Annotated in this window: 15 protein-coding genes and 1 tRNA gene; 4 read left to right on the top strand and 12 right to left on the bottom strand. The window is 58.4% G+C overall.

Going from position 1 to position 18,204, the window contains the following annotated elements:
• Together BFP92_RS24745 and BFP92_RS24750 are read right to left on the bottom strand one after the other, a co-directional pair.
• A partial coding sequence (locus BFP92_RS24745; protein WP_065931535.1) for a DMT family transporter occupies nt 1-853 on the bottom strand: 853 nt, incomplete at its 3' end.
• A 79-nt stretch (nt 854-932) separates the two neighbouring features.
• Nucleotides 933-1,661 (bottom strand): AraC family transcriptional regulator, encoded by a 729-nt coding sequence (locus BFP92_RS24750; protein ID WP_065931536.1) that lies wholly within the window; start codon nt 1,659-1,661, stop codon nt 933-935.
• A gap of 491 nt (nt 1,662-2,152) precedes the next feature.
• Here BFP92_RS24750 and BFP92_RS24755 point away from each other — a divergent pair, with 491 nt between their 5' ends.
• On the top strand, nt 2,153-2,926 hold the full coding sequence (locus BFP92_RS24755) for an alpha/beta fold hydrolase (RefSeq protein WP_065931537.1): 774 nt from the start codon (nt 2,153-2,155) through the stop codon (nt 2,924-2,926).
• Between the two features lie 272 nt (nt 2,927-3,198).
• Here BFP92_RS24755 and BFP92_RS24760 read toward each other — a convergent pair whose 3' ends face one another.
• The 5 genes from BFP92_RS24760 to BFP92_RS24780 form a co-directional block, all read right to left on the bottom strand.
• The gene (locus BFP92_RS24760; RefSeq protein ID WP_074854555.1) at nt 3,199-3,960 is read right to left on the bottom strand and encodes an SDR family NAD(P)-dependent oxidoreductase; all 762 of its coding nucleotides are present in this window, start codon (nt 3,958-3,960) and stop codon (nt 3,199-3,201) included.
• A 418-nt stretch (nt 3,961-4,378) separates the two neighbouring features.
• Nucleotides 4,379-5,473, bottom strand: a complete 1,095-nt coding sequence (locus tag BFP92_RS24765; RefSeq protein WP_065931623.1) for an alkene reductase — start codon at nt 5,471-5,473, stop codon at nt 4,379-4,381.
• Nucleotides 5,474-5,514: 41 nt separating this feature from the next.
• On the bottom strand, nt 5,515-6,924 hold the full coding sequence (locus BFP92_RS24770; RefSeq protein ID WP_083221804.1) for an NAD-dependent succinate-semialdehyde dehydrogenase: 1,410 nt from the start codon (nt 6,922-6,924) through the stop codon (nt 5,515-5,517).
• A 96-nt stretch (nt 6,925-7,020) separates the two neighbouring features.
• Nucleotides 7,021-7,830, bottom strand: coding sequence for a helix-turn-helix transcriptional regulator (locus BFP92_RS24775; protein ID WP_065931539.1), 810 nt, complete (start codon nt 7,828-7,830; stop codon nt 7,021-7,023).
• Between the two features lie 726 nt (nt 7,831-8,556).
• A tRNA-Leu gene (locus BFP92_RS24780) sits at nt 8,557-8,643 on the bottom strand.
• A gap of 263 nt (nt 8,644-8,906) precedes the next feature.
• Between BFP92_RS24780 and BFP92_RS24785 the strand changes: the two genes are divergently transcribed.
• Nucleotides 8,907-9,317 carry a VOC family protein gene (locus BFP92_RS24785; RefSeq protein WP_065931540.1) on the top strand — a complete coding sequence of 137 codons (411 nt, stop codon included), beginning with the start codon at nt 8,907-8,909 and terminating at the stop codon, nt 9,315-9,317.
• 63 nt (nt 9,318-9,380) lie between these two features.
• On the opposite strand, the gene BFP92_RS24790 is transcribed toward BFP92_RS24785, so the two are convergent.
• Both BFP92_RS24790 and BFP92_RS24795 read right to left on the bottom strand, forming a co-directional pair.
• On the bottom strand, nt 9,381-9,824 hold the full coding sequence (locus tag BFP92_RS24790) for an anti-virulence regulator CigR family protein (protein WP_065931625.1): 444 nt from the start codon (nt 9,822-9,824) through the stop codon (nt 9,381-9,383).
• 209 nt (nt 9,825-10,033) lie between these two features.
• Nucleotides 10,034-11,752 carry a hydrogenase maturation protein gene (locus tag BFP92_RS24795; protein WP_065931541.1) on the bottom strand — a complete coding sequence of 573 codons (1,719 nt, stop codon included), beginning with the start codon at nt 11,750-11,752 and terminating at the stop codon, nt 10,034-10,036.
• Between the two features lie 355 nt (nt 11,753-12,107).
• On the opposite strand from BFP92_RS24795, the gene BFP92_RS24800 reads away from it, so the two are divergent.
• Nucleotides 12,108-12,713, top strand: coding sequence for a cysteine hydrolase family protein (locus BFP92_RS24800; RefSeq protein ID WP_017138867.1), 606 nt, complete (start codon nt 12,108-12,110; stop codon nt 12,711-12,713).
• 48 nt (nt 12,714-12,761) lie between these two features.
• Here the strand turns inward: BFP92_RS24800 and BFP92_RS24805 are convergent, their stop codons facing one another.
• The 3 genes from BFP92_RS24805 to BFP92_RS24815 all read right to left on the bottom strand — a co-directional run bounded on the left by BFP92_RS24805 (nt 12,762) and on the right by BFP92_RS24815 (nt 16,237).
• Entirely contained in the window at nt 12,762-13,154 is a 393-nt protein-coding gene (locus tag BFP92_RS24805) for a tautomerase family protein (protein WP_065931542.1), read from the bottom strand.
• Nucleotides 13,155-13,339: 185 nt separating this feature from the next.
• Nucleotides 13,340-15,406 (bottom strand): maltose alpha-D-glucosyltransferase, encoded by a 2,067-nt coding sequence (gene treS / locus BFP92_RS24810; RefSeq protein WP_065931543.1) that lies wholly within the window; start codon nt 15,404-15,406, stop codon nt 13,340-13,342.
• A 72-nt stretch (nt 15,407-15,478) separates the two neighbouring features.
• A complete protein-coding gene (locus tag BFP92_RS24815) occupies nt 15,479-16,237 on the bottom strand; it encodes an AraC family transcriptional regulator (RefSeq protein WP_065931544.1) in 759 nt (252 codons plus the stop codon).
• A gap of 331 nt (nt 16,238-16,568) precedes the next feature.
• Here BFP92_RS24815 and BFP92_RS24820 point away from each other — a divergent pair, with 331 nt between their 5' ends.
• Complete coding sequence (locus BFP92_RS24820; protein ID WP_065931545.1) at nt 16,569-18,194, top strand: APC family permease; 1,626 nt, start codon at nt 16,569-16,571, stop codon at nt 18,192-18,194.
• The last annotated feature ends 10 nt before the right edge of the window (nt 18,195-18,204 follow it).

Consider the following 18,204-nt stretch of genomic DNA (forward strand, 5'->3'; position numbering starts at 1 on the left):
AGTCGGGCAGCCGATGCTCCCATAGAAATCCAAAAACCAGCGCCGCTAACGTCTCAATCACGAGCACTTGTCCGCTTAGTGCCAGTGGTAGAAGTCGGCTCGCCTGATTCCAGCACGCATTACCCACAACCGAAGATAAAAACGCTACGCCACCGGCTACCATGACAAAGTGTAGCCATTCGGAGTTGTCATGCGTTCCGACCTGCCAGCCCAGGACAGGTACCGCCAAAAGCAGTGACTGAGCGCCAGTCATGACCCCTGTCAGCAGTGCCCAGTCATGGGCGGAAACGCTGGTTACCTGAGCCAGCCGCCGAGCGTTGCTCACTGCGAACCAACTCCATGTCACTAACGCGCCCGCTGCGCATAGAATTCCGGCCACGTTTGTCAGTATATCTGGCTTGTCGCCGTTGATCAGTGCGTGCCAGCTGATGAGTACGACCCCGCCCACAGCGCAGAACAGCGAGGGAGTTAGCTTGCGCAAAGAAATTGCGTTGACGTCATGACGACCTGCCAGCGTGACGAACACGGGAATGAGTCCGACGATCAGAGACGTTGTGGCAATGCCAACCAACTGCACACCGGTGCCCACTAGCGTGTAGTAAATGAGGTTCCCAATCAGGCTAAGCCAGAAGAGTGACTTCCAGTCGGCGATAGTGAGATTGGCGCAAACGCGCCTCCAGCGGGGCATAAGCAAGGCCACCGAAATCGCGCCGTAGCAGAGAAATCTCAGAACGGCGAATTGCAGTCCGCTCAGCCCCGGGGTGAGCTGGGGGCCGAGGAAGATCACTCCCCAACACAGGCCCGCGCAAACTCCGTAGACAATGCCCTTTAGCAGTAATCGGTCAGCAAACATTTCATCCGCGCTCCAAAGCGTTATGGGTAAAGTCTGGAGCAACTGATTCGGGGAGTATTGTCGGTAACTACGGGATTTTTTACCCAGACTGTTTTTGCGTTTTACGATAAACCGCCGGGGTCGTGGCCCTCACGCGCTGCATGGCACGGGTCAGCGATGCCTGGTCGCAAAAGCCGGCACGCAAGGCAATCTCGGATATGGTCAATGAGGTTCCACGCAACCATCGTTGAGCTTCTTGCAGGCGTAAATCAGTCAACCAAGCTTGCGGACTCATCTCGAACATTAGCCGGAAACGTTGGTGCATCTGACTCATGCTCATTTTTGCTACTTGAGCCATGCTTTCATTGCTCCAGTTCGCTCCAGGATCCGCGTGAACACGAGCGATCAACTGCTTCATGGGGTCTGGAAAGCGGGAGATATCCGGATTTAGAGACGACAAAAGCAGAGGCCCCAATTGGGCGGCCGCGATGGACAATTGCGCATTGCCGATTAGCTCAGCGAACTCTATAAGCCGACGAGTAGCGGGGGAAATGGGCACATATATTTTCTGAGCAAGACGCTCGATCTGGAGCGTTTCCATAATTGTCGGCGCACAGTCCAAAACTAAAAAACGGCTATCGAGGTGAGTTTGCTGCGAATGGATCGAGCCAGGTGTCACAAGCGCTGCCAGTGACTGATCAATGCAGCCGCCGCGACCGTTTACGTCAATTTCCATTTCGCCACGAATCGGCAGTACCAATTGAGCATGCTCGTGGTAGTGGTGACGGTCTTCCCTCTCATAGCTGCGAACTTCAAGACTAAGAAACATTAGTGCACCTTCCGGCCCGTCTGGTTATCCAAGGTTGACGTCCCAAAACGCCCAATGCGCGCCCGCGTCAGGTCAGACTTGCCACTGATTCTAACATCTACGGATCAGACCGTTGATCGCACAGGCTGTACTGGCCATACGCTTACGTTTTCCCTTCGATTCACCTTAGCTTCGATTGCACTGCCAGGATATGCCTATCTGCTTGCCCCCCGAACTTTCCGCAGATGATCTTGGTTTCCGTCGAGCTTATGACCCGTACTCATAGGATAACAACACTCCTTGTTGGGATTTTTGAGCCTACCTAGAGTGGCATCCATCGCAGCGCAATAAGCGCTTGACGATCGACACACGAGCCTCGAACGCGGTCTGGTTATCGACTTCCCAATTACTCGTGGCGCTCCTGGCGCTGGCGATAGTGCTCAAGAAACCAACGACGCTCAGTTTGACGACTCAATGCTGACCCTAATCAAACTTGCACAAGGAATAAAAAGATGAAATCCAAAACGAGAATCGCCGCTCTCATCTCATCTCTGACGCTGGCTGCGCTTAGCACTGCGGCTGCTGCACAGGAAAATCCCGCCGCTGTACAGGCCGCCAAAACGGTCGTACTCGTACACGGCGCGTTCGCTGACGGTTCATCGTGGAACAAAGTGATTCCATTACTTGAGAAAGCTGGACTGAAGGTGGTCGCGGTGCAGAATTCGCTGGACTCACTGGACAGCGACGTCGCCGCTACCAACCGCGCGATCACCGATGCGCAAGGGCCTGTGGTTCTGGTTGGGCACTCATGGGCGGGCGCTGTTATCAGCGACGCCGGCGTCAACGACAAGGTCAAATCCTTGGTGTATGTGGCGGCTTACGCACCCGATGACGGCCAATCTGTGTACGACTCAGCTAAAGGCTACCCGCAAATGCCAGGGCTGGCGTCTTTCGTAAAAGATAACGATGGCTACCTAAAGGTCAGCGACGCAGGCGTCGCCAAGTTTTTCGCACCTGATCTTTCGCCGTCGGAACAAAAACTGATTGCAGCAACTCAAGGCGCGTTGAACAGCAAAGCACTGGGTCAACCAGTTCCCCATGCTGCCTGGCACAAGGTGCCTTCGTTCGCAGTTGTAGCCGCTAATGACCTGATCATTTCGCCGCAGCAGCAACGCGATCAGGCAAAGCGCATGCACGCCACTTCTATAGAAGTGCCTTCGAGCCACGTCGCAATGCTCGCTTATCCGAAAGCAGTCGCGGATCTGATTATCAAAGCCGCGCAATGATTCGAAGGCGGACGATCATTGTAATGCCGCAATTTCTCTATCAACTCTGGCACGTGAGATGACTGTCATGAACTGGTAAATAACTGAATATGCTCCACCAGGCCCGACTTAATGTCGGGCTTTTCCGTTGATGCCACCAAGTTTTTAGCGAACTGTAGCCGACCGCAGAATTTCGCTCGCCCTGAAACACTACGGGATCCGTCCGGCGTTTAAGCGAGTCGGCGAAACAGCGTGACTTGCATTTTCGCCTGCTCCACAGGAGCACGCTAAACCTAGGTCAGGTTCAACCCCCCGTCTGACAGGAGCACCTCGCCGGTCAAATAGTCCGACTCGACCAGCATGGCAACAGCTTTTGCGATGTCGTCCGGGCTGGCGGCCCTGCGCATAGGAGCGCGAGTTCGCCACAGCTCCTGGGCCTCTGTCCACTCTGCTGTCAATGGCGTATCGACCAAGCCAGGCGCCACAGCGTTTACGCGAATTTCTGGCCCAAGCGATACCGCGAGCAAGCGGGTCATGTGATTCAGCGCAGCTTTGCTTACCGCATAGGGAATCGATGCGCCTTTAGGACGGATACCGGCATGCGAACTGATGTTCACGACGCAGCCTGCTCGACGGTAACGGGCAGCATCGCGCAATGCCGACTCGGTCAAAACGACCAGGTGAAACGGCGCCACGACATTGACCTCGTTAAGTTCGTGCCACACCGCCGAACTTGCAGACGCAAGGTCGCCGTGCGCAATGACTCTGCTAATACCAGCGTTATTGACCAATACGTCGAGCTGCCCCCACGCGGCAATAGCCTCGTCAACAAGCCTGACCCTGTCAGCTTCGACAGCAAGATCAGCTTGCACGTAAACAGTCTGCTTCATTTCGGCAACCATGGCGCGTCCCGTCTCTGCAGAATTTCGCGAATGAAGCACCACCGCATAGCCTGCACGGCTGAGTACACGTGCAATGGCTGCGCCGATACCGGAAGTCGATCCTGTCACCAATGCGACGCGTAATCCGTTGTCGATTGTCGGATTGGGTTTCATAGGGATATCTCGAATGAGTTTCCAGAGCGTAAGCAGCCAGCGTACACAACTTGCGCAGATCAGTCAGGCATTCACCGATGCGCAAGCAGAGGCTTGATCTCACTGGCTCGCTGCGCAGCGACCTGACGAATAACTCGTTCGAACCCAAGCGCGCGGCTGGGCATGTTGCTCGACTTCGTACAGCCCGACAATAGAGTGGAGCGCCTGCTTCGCTAACGGGTTTGGCTACATGCAGGCAGAACAACGGGCGGCGCGCATGGGCCACGGCACGACTCGGTACGTCACGCCCCGACGCCCTATAGACGTGAATCAGCTTTAAGCTGTGCCAATCCTTGGGAACGAAGTCTTTATATTCGGGCATGGAAAAGCCGTCGACTGGCGACGGCTTTGAGGGGGGGACTTCAGCTCGACGAAGGGTTTATCCCATTGCAGGCCAGTCCGAGTAACCCGTCGAATCGCCACCGTACCAATAGACCTTAGGCGCTTGCGCCAAAGGCGCTCCGCTGCCCAAGCGATAAATCAGGTCGGGGTTGGCGATAAACGGGCGGCCAATGCTAAAGAAGTCCGCTTCCCCTGCCGCCAGAGTCTGCTCGGCCAGATCCAGCGTGTACTGGTTGTTGGCGATATAGGCTCCGCTGAAGCGCTGCCGCAATTGTTTAAAGTCAACGCCGTTGACCTCTTCGCGACTTAACTGAGTGACGCCCTCGATCTCATGGATATACAGCACCCCCAAGTCCGACAGCGCGGCAACATAGGCACCGAAGGTGGCCATGGTATTGCTGTCCAGTGGCGTTTCGCCGGGCGTTGTAGTCACTGGAGAGATGCGGATGCCAACACGGTCGGGGCCCCACACGCCAATGACGGCCTTGACCACATCCAGAGGAAAGCGCAGGCGATTTTCCAGCGAACCGCCGTAACGGTCTGTGCGAACATTGGTGCTGTCGCGAATGAACTGCTCAAGCAGATAGTTGTTCGCAGAATGCACTTCTACACCGTCAAAACCGGCAATCCGGGCGCTTTGGGCGGCCCGGCGATAATCCTCTACGATCAGGGGAATCTCATCGGTTTCAAGTGCCCGCGGCGTAACGAAATCTTTCATTCCTTCATGAACCCGGATCTGCCCATGAGGCTTGATCGCCGATGGCGCTACAGGAAGGCCGCCGTTGTGCATGTCAGGGTGCGACATGCGTCCTGTGTGCCAGAGTTGCAGGAAGATTTTGCCGTCATGACGGTGCACTGCCTCGGTCACACGCTTCCACGCAACGATTTGCGCCTCAGTCCAGATCCCCGGGGTTCGCGAGTAGCCCCGGGCCTGGGCCGAAATATTGGTCGCTTCAGTCACAATCAATCCGGTGCTTGCCCGCTGGCCGTAATAATCAGCTACGTAGTCAGGTTGAACACCGACATCGTCCGCGCGGCTGCGGGTCATCGGCGCCATCACAATACGGTTCTTCAGTTGCAGCTCGCCCAGTTTGGCGGGCTGCAGGACAGGGCTTGCGAAACGATCACTCATGATGTTTTTCTCTCTGCAAGTCAGGGCAATTGTGGATGCGCTCAGCCAATGGTCTTGGCCCATACGGCCTGCGCATTGGTGAATTCCCGCAAGCCGAAATGCGAGAGCTCGCGGCCGTAACCGCTCTTTTTCACGCCACCCACCGGAATACGCGCATTGGTTGCAGGGAAGCCATTGATGAAGACCCCACCGGTTTCCAGGCGACGAGAGATGCGTTGCGCCCGCACCATGTCCTGTGTCCACAGGCTGCCGCCCAATCCGTAGTCACTGGTGTTGGTCAGGACGATGGCATGCTCGACATTGCTGGCGATGGTAATGGCGGCGACGGGGCCAAACGTTTCTTCATCGAACGCGGCCATGCCGGGCTGGACGTTGGCCAGCACAGTTGGCGCGTAGAAATTGCCTGGGCCTTCGATCTTCTTGCCACCGAGCAGCAACGTCGCGCCGGCTGCAAGGGTGCGTTGGACTTGGCCATCAAGCTCTTCGCGCAGATCGCCGCGTGCCATGGGCCCGACGTTGTTGGCGCTATCCAGGGGGTTGCCGACCTTCAATTGTTTTACTGCGGCCACGAACTTTCGGGTGAACTCTTCGGCAATCGGTTGCTCGAGGATAAAGCGCTTGGCCGCGAGACATACCTGACCTGCGTTCTGGAAACGGGCCTCGACAGCGGCCTTGACCGCCAGGTCGATATCGGCATCGGCCAGCACGATGAAAGCGTCGGAGCCGCCCAGCTCAAGAAGGCTCTTTTTCAGTGCCTTGCCAGCGGTGGCCGCCACTGCCGAACCTGCGCGCATGCTGCCCGTCAGGGTCACTGCGGCGATGCGTGGGTCTTCGATGGTGCGAGCCACGGTTTCATTGTCGGCGATGAGATTGACGAACAATCCTTTCGGGAAGCCCGCTGCTTCATAGGCGTCCTGCAGCGCGTAGGCAGAGCCCATGACATTCGGGGCATGTTTGAGCATGAACCCGTTGCCCGACAGCATGATCGGCCCTGACGCGCGAATCACCTGCCACAGGGGAAAGTTCCAGGGCATCACCGCGAGGATGGTGCCGATGGGCAAGAAGGAAACGTGAACCTGATCGTCTCCCTCTACGTTGACTGGCTCATCAGCCAGGATCGCCGGGCCATTATCAGCAATCCAGTCGATGGTCGCGGCACACTTCTCCACCTCTGCGCGGGCTGAAGCCAGAGTCTTGCCCATTTCAGCGGTGATCAGCCCAGCAATGATTTGCGCACGCTCGCGCAGGATTGCGGACAGACGACGATAGGCCGTAACACGTTCGCGCATTGGTGTGGCACGCCACAAGCGGAAGGCAGCGGCGTTTACGTCCAGCAGTTGCTCGACTTCGCTCTGGGTCTGAAACGGGTAAGTCGCGATCAGTTCGCCGGTCGCCGGATTACGCGAAGTGGCGAAAGCAGGGGCGGTCGAAATAGCGTTCAGGTTGGTCATCGGTATCACCTCGTTGGCGGTGGTGCAGCGCGTTGTGCGCTGCGATGACCGTCACATTAGGTAAGCCCGAGAGAGCCAGGAAGGCGTGTTGTTATCCTATGACTGCGGGTCATAGGCAGTGTGTCGAGGGATATAGGTCACCATCGAAAGATCCGGGCGTCCCTCTGGCGTCAGGGCCACATAGGTGAAATCGATATAGCCACTGACCGGGTGCAGCAGACGCTTGCGCCCTTCGTCGAAGCCTTTGACTTCTGTGTCCTGCCACCACTCGCGGAATTCCGGGCTCAGGGCGGACAGCTCCTCGATCAGGCTGTCGAAAGGCGCCTTATCCTGCGCCAGCGCACGGGAAGCGCGAAAAGCGCTGATCATCCCGCGCGCCATCTGCTCCCAATCCAGGATCAAGGTTCGATAGGGGATGTACAGGAACAGCAGGCGCAGGGTGTTGCGCTCATGGGGCTCTAACGAACCGTAGTCGACGAACAGCTCGGCGATTGCATCGTTCCAGGCCAGAATGTCCAGTCGTGAATTACGCACGTAGGCCGGAATGGGATTGATCGCACGCACGAGCATTTCCAGCCCTGCGCTGACGCCGCCGCCAGCTTCAACCGCGGGTGCTTCAAGCGCAGACAATGCAAACAGGTGGGCGGACTCGATACGGTCGAGTTTGAGCACTTTGGCGATGCGGCGCAGTGCGTCTGGTGAAGGCTGGATATCGCGGCCCTGCTCCAGCCAGGTGTACCAGCTGACGCTGACTCCGGCGAGCACTGCGACCTCCTCGCGGCGCAGCCCTTGCGTGCGACGCGGCCCTTCCGGCAGGCCGAACTCTTTGGGCTCAAGACGCGCACGTCGGCTAGAGAGAAATTTCCCGAATTCCCGGCGCTGTTCCATGGAAGGTCTTTTCGCCATAATCTTTATCTCTCCAGTCCAGTGATCGATACCGGTCGTTGAATAAGCGAGGTGCCCAGTGCCTTGTCAGTTGCTCACTGGCACCGAGGGGTGCTCCAAACAGCGTGGCGCACTGCCTTGCAACCAATCGGCAAGTCCCGCTAACGCATGCGCCTCCCACACCGGTAAATCCTGATACTACAGATAATTGAACAACGTGATGAAATCCCGTTCGACTCGCTTCATATATTTCCTTGATGGCTCGGACACATCACCGCTCTTCCGGCTCAGATGACCCACAGATTGCTCTGGAAACAGCCCGCGATACACAATTCGACTTGATCATTTCTGACATTGGGATGCCGAAAGTGAACGGCCATGAGCATCCAGCCATGCGTTCGCAAGTAAAATGACGTTTCATTAGATCGCCATGAAAATTAAACACCTTGTATAGGCAAGTTCTGTTTTCAGCCCGCCGACCTTACACTTAAAAAACCAGTTCCTTCCGCATATCAGGACTTGTGCCGACAGACACCCGCAACAGAAGCAGAAATTCTGCATACCTATTTGCACGCTCCGCAGGCTGAGCGGGACGCATTGCGCGTACAGCTCAACGAATTGCAAACCATCCTCCAATCTCTGAAGACCGGACGAGAATTCGACGGAACGCAAAAACAAAAAAACCCGCCAGAAGGCAGGTTTTTCAAGGCTTCCAAGGAACTGAACAGCTTCCAGTGGAATGTAAAATGGTGCCCGAACCCGGAATCGAACCGGGACGCCCTTACGGGCGGGGGATTTTAAGTCCCATGCGTCTACCAGTTTCGCCATTCGGGCGGTAGCGCGGTGTTGCAGGGTTGGGAATATATAGACCCCGGCGCTTGGACGCAAGGTCGAAGCGTACCTTTATGGTGCTCATTGCAAGCTGAAAAAGCTCGGCAGATCAGTGATCTACGCAGTAAACCCGGCATTGCATCAAGCCGGTGGGCTGACTGTCCTGGGCCGATACCACGGGTTAAATACAGCACTAGTTTTCCAGGATCAGCTAAGTTGAAGACTTTGGCGACAACAAAACCCATGATCAAACAGGAATGATCCCAATGCGCACCTTTTCAATCCAACATATAGATCATGTTGTTTTACGCGTGAAGGACATCACCCGCAGCCTGGCGTTTTACACCTCGGTACTGGGCTGTGAGGTCAAAAAGCGCCGTGACGACCTCGGCATGATCCACCTGAGTGCCGGCACGTCCCTGATTGACCTGGTCGATGTGAACGGGTCGATCGGTCGTGAAGGTGGGGAGCCGGCGGGCAAGCAGAGGCATAACGTCGATCACGTCTGCCTCAGGGTTGAGCCTTTTGATGAGTCCGCCATTCTCAACCACTTGGCTGAGGCGGGTGTGTTTGCTGAGAAGGCGCAGCAGCGCTATGGCGCAGACGGGACTGGCTGGTCGATTTATTTCAACGATCCGGATGATAACCGGATCGAGTTGAAGGGCCCTGCCATTTAGTCTGGCTGCATAGAGGACGGCGAACGATACCTTTATCGTGTGCCATCAATCGCCTTCAACGCACTAATCAAAAGCGCCGTTAAGCACTTCGTAGATGATCCCGGAAGCAATAGCCACAAGGATCAAATCCGTGCCTGCCTGCTGCCATTCGTAGCCGTCGTAGTGAGGCAGCCTGCCGAGTAGTCGACCATCGAGTTTTTTCGCAATCCCTGGAGGCAGCGGCTTTCCTCGAGCGAGGTTCTTCTGTATGCCAGGGGGCAGTGATGGGCCAGGCTGCCAATAATCCCGATAGCCACCGAGCACGCCCAGCACGCTGCCTCGATCAACGCTGGGACCATAGTGCGAATCGCCGCCTTTGCCCTTCTTGCCCTGCCCGCCTTGGCCGTTGCCGTTGCCGTTGCCATGGCCTTGCCCCTTCCCGTTACCAGGATCAGCCAATGCCGTCGCCGAGCCCGCGACCAGGGCAATGCAAGTGAAGACGACTACCAACGAGCGAGATTTGAACATGATCATTCACTCCAGAAGGGACTGCCCTATTGAATATAGATCCGATTGCCGAAATCAGTAGCGCTCGCCCATTACGGAGCGCTCAAATGTAGCTCGCTCAACTTTATAAAAACGATAGCAATTGCATCACTGTTCTCCAGGCGCTGACGGTGCCGGATCATCGCGCATGGGATATGGCACTCGCAAGCACATGGGCAGCGCAGTACCGCTCAGGCGACCAGTTCGCCCTTACGCGCCAACGCCCACGGCGCCATCAACCGTTGCGGCGTCTGGCAGGCTTTACGCTTGAACACGAAGTTGCGGCACTTCTCGGCAAATTGCTGGCGGTTGTGCACCATGTCCATTTCCATCTGTGCCAACTCGTTTTGGCGGCAGCGATCCATGTGCTCAGGGTCGATATTGGCTTTGCGCGCGCGTTGCGCGGCGTATTTCTCATCGCTCAGCGCGCCTTGGGCCGCTTGCAGCAACCAGGCACTGAACTCATTTGGGCAACGTGGGCCAATGTCCTGCACCATGCCCCACTGCTGTGCCTGAATGGCGCTGATCGGCAGGCACTCTTGCGTGAGCTTATGGGCAATTTCGCTGCCCACCGCACGCGGCAGGCTATAGGTCCAGTATTCGGAGCCATACAGCCCCATGCTCTTGTAATGCGGGTTAAGCACCACACCGGCGCGGGCGAAAACAATATCGGCGGCCAGGGCCAGCATTACACCGCCGGCGCCGGCGCTGCCGGTCAGGCCACTGACCACCAGTTGCCGGGCGCTCAGCAGTTGCTGGCACACATCGTCGATCGCCTGGATATTTGCCCAGGCCTCCAGCCCCGGCACGGGGGCGGCCTGGATGACGTTGAGGTGTACGCCATTGGAAAAGCTGCCGCGCCCACCTTTGATCAGCAGCACCTGGGTGCTGCGCGCCTTGGCCCAACTCAGTGCAGCAGCCAGCCGTTGGCATTGTTCGGTGCTCATGGCGCCGTTGTAGAACTCGAAGGTCAACTCACCGACGTGGCCGCATTCGCGGTAGCGAATCGGTTGATAGGCCTGTTCATTGAAGGCTTGATGGGCAATTGAGCTGTCCAGCACGGGCACACCCGCCAGGCGTTCGGCCAACACGTGACGGGCCGGCAACTTGAAGGTCTCCTCGCCTGGCTGGGCCTTGCGTTTAAGTGAGCCGACCCACACGCTCTGATCGCCGGTCGCGACCAATACCGCATCATCCTGTACCGCGAGCATTTCACCCGGCAGGCCCCGGCGTGCATCCAGGTGTGCGTCGTACAAGTAATACTGCTCGCCGTGGATACTGGCCAACACACCCGGCTGGCCGTCGGCGGCGTCGATGCTGCGTTTGATGAAGCGCGCGCAGTCGTGCCAGCTGAAAGCCCGGTCTACCTGCTTCATGTTCGGCTGCAAGCGCCCGATAACGTTGGGCTGCGTGTAATCCGGCGGCGTAGGGAGCACACCACGGGTGAATTTTTCCACCACGTCGCGAATACAGCTGATCGCCGCATCACTCACCAGGCCGTTGTACAACTCGGACTTGCGCACCTCGGCGGGCATGTCGAATTCGCAGGTCGACCAGACCGGCCCCGCGTCCATCTCCTCCACCGCCTGCAGCGCGGTGACGCCCCAACGACGCGCCTGCTGGGTGATGGCCCAGTCCAGCGCGCTGGCGCCACGGTCACCGACAATCCCCGGATGAATGATCACCACCGGGCGGTCGAGGTTGCTCCACAGCTGCTGCGGTACGCGGTCCTTGAGGAACGGGCAGATCACCAGGTCAGCGTCCGACGCCTCGATTTGCCGGCACACCGAGGCTTCATCGGTGAACAGCACCACGCTGGGGTCAAACCCCGACTGGCGCAAATCCAGCCAGGCCCGTTGGGTCAGGCCGTTGAATGCAGAGGACAACAAGATGATCTTCAATGATCGCATGGCAGACTCTTCCTTGAGGTGCACGGCCACAGGCTCGCATTGAGCCGTCCCTGGCCTTTGATGGAAGCACAAGGTTAAAAGGCCTGCCAGGCGGGGCACCTGATCGAGATCAATGTTCGGTCAGCCAGGGCAAATTGCGTCGCAAGAACCGGAGTTTCAGCGACTTGGCGCGCGCCTACACTGGCGCAAATGCACCGTGACCGAGGCTTTCATGACCACCGTTGCCGCCACCCTCGAACGCCTGGATTCGCTTCACCGCATTCGCGAGCAAGCCCGCTCCCACACGATGAGTGCAGCCCTTGGAATTGGCGCCTATAACTGCTGTAGTGACCCCCCCCCCTGACGGAGCATCACTATGAACCCGACGAAAACCGCATTGGTCCTGATTGAATTCCAAAACGACTTCACCACTGCAGGTGGCGTGTTTCACGACGCCGTCAAAGGCGTCATGCACAGCACCGACATGCTGGCAAACACTGCAACCACCGTTGAACAAGCACGAAAGCTCGGTGTGAAGATCATCCATATGCCGATTCAATTTGCCGACGGCTACCCCGAACTGACGCACCGCTCCTACGGCATTCTCAAGGGTGTGGCAGACGGCAGCGCCTTTCGGGCCGGCAGTTGGGGCGCCGACATCAGCGAGGCACTGAGCCGTGAGCCGGCTGACATCCTCATAGAAGGCAAACGTGGCCTGGATGCGTTTGCTACCACCGGCCTGGACCTGGTGCTGCGCAACAACGGCATCCAGAACCTGGTTGTCGCAGGCTTTTTGACCAATTGCTGCGTTGAAGGCACGGTTCGTTCGGGTTATGAGAAAGGCTACGACGTGGTGACGTTGACCGACTGCACCGCCACCTTCAGTGATGAGCAACAACACGCCGCCGAGAACTTCACCTTGCCGATGTTCTCGCAAACGCTGAAACACACCCAGTTTCTACAAGCGTTGAACGCCCAATAAAAACAACGGCGACTCATCACTGAGTCGCCGCCTGCTTGCGGGCCTGCCTCACTCGTCAGGCACGTACTGCATCTCACCGTTGCCAAACGACCAATCCTCGCGTTTCACATCCACCAGGTTGATCCACACATCTTCTTTGCGCAGCCCGGTTTTGGCGTGGATGCCCTCAGCGATAAATTTATAAAAAGCCTTTTTCACCGCGATGCTACGCCCGGCGCTCCAGGTCACCTGGATAAACACAATGTTCGGCGTGTAGGTAATCCCCAGATAACCCGCTGCCGGATACACCAACTCATCCTTGGCGTGACGATTGATGATCTGGAATTTGTCGTGCTCAGGCACATTGGCCACGCTGGTCATGGCGGCGTAGATCACGTCACCAATCGCAGCGGCGGTTTCAGTGGAGGTGTCGGCGGCCAGGTCGATTCGAACTAAAGGCATGGGAAATTCCTCGGCAGGTCAGTGGCCGGTACTCGAACGTGGCCATTGAGGCTACGCTAGCTCGAACGAAAAAATTCATCAAGCGCATATTTACTTATTTAATAATGCGAAAATTGCATGTTATCAGCGCTCCCGGCAAACTCACAATCAGCGCTGATCGACCAGGCGATCAGCGCCTCGCGCCCCTAAAGCATCGGCGACAGGCTGACCACCCGCAGCGCCAGCCCCTCATACGCGTCAAGCGTGATGGTGAACTCACCTTCAGCAGTCAGATCGCCCTCGACCCGCTCATTGATAATGTCCACCACCGGCCCCGGCGCAATGTCGGGCAGGTGCAGGGTTTCGGTCAGCGGCGTACTGCCGAAGTTAAGCGCGGTGATTTGCGTGCCCTTCCCGGCCGGCAACTCATGAACCATGATCAGCAGCCCCGGATGCTCCACATCCGGCACCAGAATCTGGCGGCTGGCGGCGATTCCGTAGGCGTTGCGCACGGCGAGAATTTTCTGCAACTGGGACGCGAACGACTCCGGGTCCTGCAACTGGCTGTTGAGGCTGCCGTACAAGGTTTGCGCGCGCGGCATCTGGCCGGCGGACAGCTCAGCATTCGGGTTCAAATCCACCAGGTCATAGGCACCGCGATGAATCCAGCGGGTGTCGCCATCGCCCATCAAGTGGGCAACCGCATCGGCCGCCAACGGCAACGCGCCGACCAGGTCCCAGCCAGACAGGGCAAACACCCCAGGCTGCATGGCGTTGTACATCACCAGCAGCACATGGATCCGACGGATCTGCTCGATATCGGCCGGCGTGATCGCCTCCAGGTCACGGATGCCCAGGGCCGCCGTGATAATGCTGGCGGTGGTGCACGACACGCCATTGGTGACGAACTTGAGGTTATACGGCGCATGCTCGCCGGCCAGGCGCTCGTACATCTGCTCGCGGATATGCTCGCGCAGGCTGTTGCCGGGGAAGGTCTGGCCTTGGTAGAGGTAACTGTCGTGGGCGTGCAGGGTCCAGAAGTGCACCAGCTCCAGGGTCAGTTCATCGTGGTTTTGCAGCGCATGAATCAAGGAACCGGGGTCGATGCCCTGGCTGTGCATCTCGCGCAACATCAGGCGCAAAAATTCGGTGTCGCCCATCAGCAAGGCATGCTGATACGCCGGGCGCGTGATGAAGTCGTAGGACAGGTCGGCACCGCCGTGGGACATGGCGGCGATATCGTCGACGGTGAGGTTCAACTCCTGAAAACTGAACCCGCCCGCCTTACGAATCGCCCCGCCGAGCAGTTGGTTGCCGGTGATCGACAGAGGATGGCTTTCCGACCAGGCAGTGCCGTCCAGCTTGCGTTCCACGCCGAGGAAGCCGTTGGCGTCCAGGCGCAGGATCTTGGCGCCCATCACATCAATGGCATGCAGGGCGTCGCCGATGATCATCTGCTGTGCGGCAAACGAGGGGTCGAGCCAGTTCAGCGACGGCTGGCCTTCCTTGAAGTAATGCAGGTACACCCAGCGACGCGGTTTGGCGTCCACGCCAACGACCACCGGGGTCGCGCTCCAGTCGGTTTCCTTGACGCCGGGTTCGAAGAAGATCACCCGCTGCAACTGGCCGACGATGTAATGCTTGTCACGCAGCGCATCCACCTGCGCGGGGCTGAGGTTCTGCGCATCCCGTCCTTCGGCGACGTCAGGTAACAGCGGCCAGTCTTCCTCGCGGATCTCGACCATGTGGTAAAGCCCCGGATAATCCTCATACGCCATCTCGGCCAGGCGGAAGTCTGCGCCCTTGCCGGTGTGGGATGGGATCACATCGTCGATGATCACCGCATTGTGCGCGGCGGCCATGCGCGTCAGGGCCTGCAACTGCGCTTCGGTGCCCAGCTGTGGGTCAATCTCGAAGCTGATACGGTCGAAATTGCCGTCGATGGTCGGCGTATGCCGCGTACCGTCGAGCCCGCCGGACTTTTTCAGCGGGCCGTTGTGAATGCCCTGGATGCCGATCTTCGACAACGCCTGCCACAGGCTTTCGTCGCCCAGGGCTTCGAGCACCGTGCCGTTTTCACGGGTCACAATCGAGGCCGGGTACGCGGTGAACCACACGGATGACAGCGCAGAAGCATCACGCGGCCGGGTCTGCGCATACGGCTGCTGCCACAAGCGCCCTTGCCCGCTATAGAGCTTGGCCCGCTGGCGCGCCGCGTTGAGCATGGATTGTTGCACCAGCCAGTTCACATGATCGTTGTCCGCCGCCGTCATAAGCCTGTTTCCTCTTGCCGTGAAAAGGTTATTCGTAAGCATAGGAGCAGCGGATGCCATGATTCGTTGCATTTACTCCAATTGCCGATACTGCCTGGGCGTAAACCCGGTCAATGCCTTGAACTGGCGGGTAAACGCGCTGTGGTCGGTGTAGCCGCATTGCAGCGCCACCTCGGTGATCGGCAGTTCGGAGTGCAACAGCCGGCGCGCATGCTCCAGGCGCACCTTCTGAATCATCTGCCGGGGCGTGAGGTGGAAGACGCGTTTGCAGTAGCGCTCCAGTTGCGCGACGGAAATCCCGGCAATGCGGGTCAGCTCGCCAAGGGTGACGCGTCGGTTGAAATGCTGGCGAATGTGTTCATCCACGGCAGCCAGGCGCTGGTAGGCTGGGTGCGTTTCGCTGGCCGATTGCAGGTCCACCGAAATACCCGCCAGGCCGATGATCGTACCCTTGTCGTTGTACAGCGGCCATTTGTGCGTCAGGCACCAGCCCGGTTCGCGGCTGCCATACAGGTGCAGCTCAAGCTGGTCTTCGAGCACAAAACCCTGCTCCAGCACGCGCCGGTCCTGCTCGGTGTAGCCCGGCCCCAATTGCGCGGGGAACACTTCGGCGCTGGTCTTGCCCAGCAGCGGATGCAGCTGTTTAAGGCCGCAGCGTTGCACCAGGGTGTGGTTGGCGAGCACGTAACGGGCGTCGATATCCTTGATGAAAATCGCGGCATTGGGGATGACGTCGAGCAAGGGCAACAACTGCGCGACCCCGGCCAATAGTTGCTCGATGCTGTGGGGGCGATTGGCCTGTAGAACGCTCGCAAATGCACTCGGCAGCATGGCCTGGACTCCGGTTTTTTTAGGCAGATTGCACTATGCCAGCAGGAGTATCTATAAAGTTTTCGGGGCCTTTTGGCCAACACTCGGTCGAATGTGGGAGCGGGCTTGCTCGCGAATGCGGTGGATCAGCCAATACATCTGGCGACTGACATACCGCATTCGCGAGCAAGCCCGCTCCCACATTTGGCCCATGAATTACCCGGACCGAACGCAGCAAACTGTGCCGAATTCGTCATCCACATCAACGCAAAACATCAATCGCAGCGCCCCTTGATCGGTTCAGGATATCGCCACTGCATGCCTATCCAATAACTCACAAGAAGGCGCCGCCATGTCTGCTCAAGGCAAGTTCAAGAAACAACTTTCACTGATGGACCTGACCTTTATCGGGTTAGGCGCCATCTTCGGTTCGGGCTGGTTATTTGCAGCCAGCCACGTGTCCGCCATCGCCGGCCCGGCGGGGATTATTTCCTGGTTGATCGGCGGGTTCGCCGTGCTGCTGCTCGGGATCGTGTACTGCGAACTCGGCGCCGCCCTGCCCCGCGCCGGTGGCGTGGTGCGTTACCCGGTATACTCTCATGGCCCGCTGCTGGGCTACCTGATGGGTTTTATCACGCTGATCGCGTTTTCAAGCCTGGTAGCCATCGAAGTGGTCGCCTCGCGCCAATACGCCGCGGCCTGGTTTCCCGAACTGACCAAGGTCGGTTCCAGCGACCCGACCACCCTGGGCTGGCTGGTGCAATTGGCCCTGCTGTGCCTGTTCTTTGTGCTCAACTACCGCAGCGTCAAGACCTTCGCCATCGCCAATAACCTGGTGAGCGTGTTCAAGTTCATCGTGCCGTTTCTGGTGATTGGTGTGCTGTTCACCTTCTTCAAACCGGCGAATTTCCAGACCCAGGGTTTTGCCCCGTTCGGCCTGTCGGGCATCGAGATGGCGGTGTCGGCTGGCGGCGTGATCTTCGCCTACCTGGGCCTCACGCCGATCATCTCGGTGGCCAGTGAAGTAAAGAACCCGCAACGCACGATCCCGATTGCCTTGATCCTCTCGGTGCTGCTGTCGACCGCCATTTATGTGCTGCTGCAAACCGCCTTCCTCGGTGGCGTGCCTACCGAGATGCTGGCCGATGGCTGGGCGGGTATCAGCAAGCAACTGGCGCTGCCGTATCGCGATATCGCCCTGGCGCTGGGCGTGGGCTGGCTGGCCTATCTGGTGGTAGCCGACGCCGTGATCTCGCCCAGCGGCTGCGGCAATATCTACATGAACGCCACGCCGCGTGTGGTGTACGGCTGGGCGCAGACCGGCACGTTTTTCAAGATCTTTACGCGCATTGATGAGAAATCCGGCATCCCGCGCCCGGCGCTGTGGTTGACCTTTGGTTTGTCGGTGTTCTGGACCCTGCCGTTTCCGTCCTGGGAAGCGCTGATCAATGTGGTGTCGGCGGCGCTGATCTTAAGCTACGCCGTGGCCCCGGTCACCGTCGCCGCGCTGCGCCGCAATGCGCCGGGCATGGCGCGGCCGTTCCGGGTCAAGGGCATGGCGGTGCTCGGCCCGTTGTCGTTCATCATCGCCGCGCTGATCGTTTATTGGTCCGGCTGGAGCACCGTGTCGTGGTTGCTGGGCCTGCAAATCCTGATGTTTGTGGTGTACCTGCTGTGCGCACGTTGGGTACCGACCGCACACCTGAATCTCAAGCAGCAAGTGCGCTCGTCGGCCTGGCTGATCGGTTTTTATGCGGTGACCATCCTGCTGTCCAAGCTCGGCAGTTTCGGCGGCATCGGCGTGATCAGCCATCCGTTTGACACCCTGGTCGTCGCCCTCTGTGCCCTGGGCATCTACTACTGGGGCGCCGCCACTGGTGTGCCCGCGCACCTGGTGCGCCTGGAACACGAAGACGACGAAAGCGAAGCCGTCAGCGATGCGCATTACAGCGCGCCACTGTCTCCAGCCACTCACTGATGGAGCCTGT

The sequence above is a fragment of the Pseudomonas sp. 58 R 3 genome (genome assembly GCF_900006605.1).
GTDB classification, from domain to species: domain Bacteria; phylum Pseudomonadota; class Gammaproteobacteria; order Pseudomonadales; family Pseudomonadaceae; genus Aquipseudomonas; species Aquipseudomonas salomonii.

Coding starts and splice junctions, on each gene's coding strand:
- BFP92_RS24775 (WP_065931539.1), bottom strand. CDS start 7,830: ATGGCGAAAAGACCTTCCATGGAACAGCGCCGGGAATTCGGGAAATTT.
- treS (WP_065931543.1), bottom strand. CDS start 15,406: ATGACGGCGGCGGACAACGATCATGTGAACTGGCTGGTGCAACAATCC.
- BFP92_RS24790 (WP_065931625.1), bottom strand. CDS start 9,824: ATGTTCAAATCTCGCTCGTTGGTAGTCGTCTTCACTTGCATTGCCCTG.
- BFP92_RS24815 (WP_065931544.1), bottom strand. CDS start 16,237: ATGCTGCCGAGTGCATTTGCGAGCGTTCTACAGGCCAATCGCCCCCAC.
- BFP92_RS24820 (WP_065931545.1), top strand. CDS start 16,569: ATGTCTGCTCAAGGCAAGTTCAAGAAACAACTTTCACTGATGGACCTG.
- BFP92_RS24750 (WP_065931536.1), bottom strand. CDS start 1,661: ATGTTTCTTAGTCTTGAAGTTCGCAGCTATGAGAGGGAAGACCGTCAC.
- BFP92_RS24795 (WP_065931541.1), bottom strand. CDS start 11,752: ATGCGATCATTGAAGATCATCTTGTTGTCCTCTGCATTCAACGGCCTG.
- BFP92_RS24765 (WP_065931623.1), bottom strand. CDS start 5,473: ATGAGTGATCGTTTCGCAAGCCCTGTCCTGCAGCCCGCCAAACTGGGC.
- BFP92_RS24760 (WP_074854555.1), bottom strand. CDS start 3,960: ATGAAACCCAATCCGACAATCGACAACGGATTACGCGTCGCATTGGTG.
- BFP92_RS24755 (WP_065931537.1), top strand. CDS start 2,153: ATGAAATCCAAAACGAGAATCGCCGCTCTCATCTCATCTCTGACGCTG.
- BFP92_RS24805 (WP_065931542.1), bottom strand. CDS start 13,154: ATGCCTTTAGTTCGAATCGACCTGGCCGCCGACACCTCCACTGAAACC.
- BFP92_RS24785 (WP_065931540.1), top strand. CDS start 8,907: ATGCGCACCTTTTCAATCCAACATATAGATCATGTTGTTTTACGCGTG.
- BFP92_RS24770 (WP_083221804.1), bottom strand. CDS start 6,924: ATGACCAACCTGAACGCTATTTCGACCGCCCCTGCTTTCGCCACTTCG.
- BFP92_RS24800 (WP_017138867.1), top strand. CDS start 12,108: ATGAACCCGACGAAAACCGCATTGGTCCTGATTGAATTCCAAAACGAC.